The organism is Bradyrhizobium sp. (genome assembly GCF_035309285.1).
Taxonomy (GTDB): Bacteria; Pseudomonadota; Alphaproteobacteria; order Rhizobiales; family Xanthobacteraceae; genus Bradyrhizobium.
Genome location: NZ_DATGFH010000078.1, coordinates 1 through 3,946, shown reverse-complemented (window position 1 = coordinate 3,946; position 3,946 = coordinate 1). Strand labels below are relative to the sequence as shown.

The 3,946-nt window shown below is 64.9% G+C and carries 5 protein-coding genes and 1 pseudogene; 2 read left to right on the top strand and 4 right to left on the bottom strand.

Annotation, left to right across the window (positions count from 1 at the left end; translation table 11 throughout):
* Nucleotides 1-344: hypothetical protein (locus VKR55_RS15745; RefSeq protein ID WP_324404829.1), on the top strand; the 344-nt coding region annotated here is incomplete at its 5' end.
* On the opposite strand, the gene VKR55_RS15740 is transcribed toward VKR55_RS15745, so the two are convergent.
* The 4 genes from VKR55_RS15740 to tnpA form a co-directional block, all read right to left on the bottom strand.
* Nucleotides 264-995: a YecA/YgfB family protein gene (locus tag VKR55_RS15740; protein WP_324404828.1), complete on the bottom strand. Its 732-nt coding sequence runs from the start codon at nt 993-995 to the stop codon at nt 264-266. The genes VKR55_RS15745 and VKR55_RS15740 overlap by 81 nt on opposite strands.
* A gap of 48 nt (nt 996-1,043) precedes the next feature.
* Nucleotides 1,044-2,600, bottom strand: a complete 1,557-nt coding sequence (gene tnpC, locus VKR55_RS15735) for an IS66 family transposase (protein ID WP_324404827.1) — start codon at nt 2,598-2,600, stop codon at nt 1,044-1,046.
* Between the two features lie 72 nt (nt 2,601-2,672).
* Entirely contained in the window at nt 2,673-3,020 is a 348-nt protein-coding gene (tnpB, locus tag VKR55_RS15730) for an IS66 family insertion sequence element accessory protein TnpB (protein ID WP_324404826.1), read from the bottom strand.
* A complete protein-coding gene (gene tnpA, locus VKR55_RS15725; protein WP_324404825.1) occupies nt 3,017-3,421 on the bottom strand; it encodes an IS66-like element accessory protein TnpA in 405 nt (134 codons plus the stop codon). Before tnpA ends, tnpB begins: the two co-directional genes overlap by 4 nt.
* 14 nt (nt 3,422-3,435) lie before the next feature.
* Here tnpA and VKR55_RS15720 point away from each other — a divergent pair.
* Nucleotides 3,436-3,946: pseudogene (locus VKR55_RS15720) on the top strand (IS66 family transposase); the annotation flags it as partial.

Here is a 3,946-nt window from a genome sequence, read left to right as displayed (position 1 = left end):
CCGCACTCGCCTCTCGTTTACAGCCGGTCTGTTTCGACATCCGGCCAGCTGACCGCAAAGAAGTCATTGCACGCTTGCTGGCCCGATATGAGCAGGTGCTGACCGAAAATAATCTGACGTACGATCCTGCGCGGCTGAATGAGATCGTCCACACTCGGTTTAACGATTTGCGGCAGGTCGCCAGTCAGATTGAATTTGAATTCGGCCACCTATGGTGCGCAACGTATGCATCCGGTGAAGGCCGCAGTGAATGTGTTTCTGGTTTAGGCGGCTTTACCGCAGCATTTTTTGAACTTTTTGCCGGAGCCGCACGGGCATGGGCCGTTGCGGCCGATTTCGCTTGAAGTGTGAGCGGATTGGCGGGGCGGGCCGGCGGCGACCGGCATTGAGAGATGCCGCGGTCGTTTGGCGCGCCAGTAGGCATCGATGGCGGCGACGCAGGCTGGGATGAACTCGGCCGCCTCTTCCATGGCGGGGTCTTCTTCGTCGGGCGAGATGCCAAGCAGCGACTCGCCGTTCTCATCACCGCACAACGCCAGGATCGGCACCAGCAGCTGGCTGTCGCGCTTGGACTTGAACAGCCGTTCCCAGGCATCGGCGCGCAGCATGATCGCCTGCAGGAAGCCTTCGGCCCAGTCGGCCGCGATCAACGTGCCATCGCGGGTGGCCCAGAATACGGGATCCAGATCGTCATCGGCGACTTGGCGGAGAATCTCGTTGTAGCGGCCCATGATGGCGCCGAGGACGGCCTTGGCTTCGGCTTCGTCAGCGAACTCGGGCGCTTCGCCGCCCCAGATTGCCGGCAGCCATTCGCTCGGCAGCACCAGTTCCGGTCCAACCGCGATCCCGGTGAGGAAGCCATCGAGATCGGACAGCATCATGCTGTCCTGCGGCGATCGCTCCGACATCAGGAAGCGGTCGAGCGCCTCCAGATCGACGTGATCGAGCGGAATCGCGCTGTCGGGTATCGCGCGGGCACGGGCCTGGGCGGGCATGGCGGCCTCCGAGTCGCAGCAGCATCATGGCACGCGGCGACGGCCGGGTCAGGTGGCAAGCCGGTGCGATCCACACCATTGCCAGGGCAACAGTTCCGCGATCCGCTGGTTCGGATAATCCGGCAGGCGGGCGAGCACGTCGGCGAGCCAAGCTTGCGGATCAATGTCGTTGAGCTTGGCGGTGGCGATCAGAGTGTAAATGGCGGCTGCCCGTCGGCCGCCTTCGTCGGAGCCGGCGAAGGTCCAATTCCTGCGGCCGACGGCGACGGCGCGCAGCTCGCGCTCGGCGGCGTTGTTCGACATGCACAGCCGGCCGTCGTCGAGGAAGCGGGTGAATGCATCCCAGCGCTTGAGGATGTAATCGATCGCTTTGCCGATATCGTTGTGCTTTGAGACTTTGGCACGCTGCTCGCGCAACCAGGTTTTAAGCTCGCTGACGAGCGGCTGGCTGCGCTCCTGGCGCGCGCCAACGCGCCCCTCGGGTGCAAGCCCGTTGATCTCGCGCTCGATGGCAAACAGGGCATCGATGCGCGCAACCGCCGCGACCGCGATCGGCGCCTTGTTGAGCCGCGCCAGATCAAAGAACTTGCGCCGCCCGTGCGCCCAGCACGCCGCCTCTACGATCACACCGGGCTTGCGGTCGGCCTCGTAGAGGTAGTTGAATCCCGCATAGGCGTCCGCCTGCATCAATCCGGCATAGTTCGCCAAATGGCGCTCGGGATGCTCGCCGCCACGATCGCGCGAATAGAAGAACACGGCAGCCGGCGGATCGTGTCCGCCGAATGGTCGATCGTCGCGCACGTAGGTCCATAGCCGCCCGGTACGGGTTTTGTCCTTGGCCAGGACCGGCACGGTCGTATCGTCGGCATGAATGCGCTCGGCCGCGAAGACGTGGGCCTGGATTGCCGTGGTGAGCGGCATCAGCGTTGCCGCCGCCGCGCCAACCCAGTCGGCCAGCGTCGACACGTCGAGACCAATGCCTTCACGGGCGTACACGTCGCTCTGGCGGTTGAGCGGCAGATGCAGGCCGTACTTGGCGAACAGCACATGGGCAAGGAGTTTGGGACCCGCCCGTCCGCGCGCGATCGGATGCGAGGGCGCCGGCACTTGCGTGATCGTCTCGCAGGCCCGGCACGAGAACTTCTCGCGCACGTGCTGGATCACTTTCCACTGGCGCGGAACGAGCTCCAGCGTCTCGGTTACATCCTCGCCGATCTTGCGCAAGCGGCTGTCGCCGCAGCACGGGCAGACCGATGGCGCCGGATAGACGATCCGTTCGCGCGGTAGAAGCGCGGGCAGTGGGCGGCGCGCCGGTCGGCGCCGTTCGAACGCCGGTACCGCAATCTTCTCGGCAGCTGCTTCGGCCTCTGCGGCATTCTCCTCCAACTCGGCGAGCTGAAGTTCGAGCTGATCGAGCAGAGTGGCACGCTCGGAGGATTGACCGAACCGCTCATGCCGCAGCTTCCTGATGGTGTATTTGAGCTTCTCGATCAACAGCGCCCGGTATTGGGCTTCGCGCTGCGCCTCGCTCAATGCCGCCCGCTGCGCGATGATAAGCGCGTGCGCGTTCTCAAGATCGGTCGGAAGCGAATCATCGAGGCTCATCGTCAATGACAGAATCACAACATGGCGCGCGTGTCGCAGCTTGCAATCGTCTGTCGATTCAAAAGCCCGCGATCAACCGGCTGCCTGTGGACGCCAGGTATATTGCGGCATCCGCCAGTCGATGCCTTCCAGCAAATAGCCAAGCTGTGCCGGCGTGATCGTCACCGTGCCATCTGCTGGAGAAGGCCAAATGAAGCGCCCACGCTCCAGCCGCTTGGCGTAAAGGCACATGCCCTGGCCATCATGCCACAGCACCTTGATCAGGCCACCACGCCGGCCGCGGAATACGAATAGATGACCGCCGTGCGGATCGCGCTTGAGCGTCTCCTGAACCAGCAGCGCCAACCCATCAAAGCCCTTGCGCATGTCGGTATGGCCCGCCGCCAGCCAGACCCGGGCACCGGTCGGAGCCGGGATCATCGCCGCCGCTTGCCCTTCGTCAGCGCCTTCATCAGCGCCGATACCGTCGATGCAGCGACCGCCCCGGAAATCCGCATCCGCCCGCCAGCGGCAAACTCAATCTCGATGACGCCGGCAGCCTCGGCCGAGGATGGTCCAGTCCGCTGCGGCGCTGCCAATGACGGAGTTGCCGTCTCTGCCGCAACCGTCACCGGATTGAATACTGCGGGGATGTGCGCCGGCTCGCAGAGCTGCCGCCGCCAGCGGAATAACTGGCTGGTGTGAATGCCAGCCACCCGCGCCACCTCAGAGGCAACCGCGCCCGGCTCCATCGCCGCCGCTACGATCCGTTCCTTCTCCGCACGCGACCAGTGCCGGCGCCGCTGCACCGACGTGATCACCTCAACTTGCGCCTTGGTCATAGGAGTAGCCCTAGCGCCAGGCTCAGATTTACGGCCGCCAGGGCATCAATCTCGATCGCTCGACACTGGCCGACTGGGTTGGCCGTGCCGCCTTTGTGCTGCAGCCGGTTCACGAGCGGCTGCTGGCGGCCTTGAAGGCCTCGTCCAAGCTCTTTGCCGACGAGACCACGGCGCCGGTGCTCGATCCGGGGCGTGGACGTACCAAGATCGGTCAGCTGTGGGCGTACGCGCGCGATGATCGGCCGTGGGGCAGCACCGACCCGCCGGGGGTGGCCTACGTGTACGCGCCCGATCGCACGGCCAAGCAGCCGATCACGCATCTTGCCGGCTTCAGCGGCGTCTTGCAGGTCGACGGCTATGGCGGCTACCGGGCGCTGGCCGAACGCAATGATGTGCGACTTGCCTTTTGCTGGTCGCACGTCCGGCGCCGCTTCTATGAACTCGCCGCCGCGGGCCCGGCACCGATCGCCACCGAGGCGCTGCAGCGCATTGCGCGCCTGTATGCCATCGAGAAAGAAATCCGCG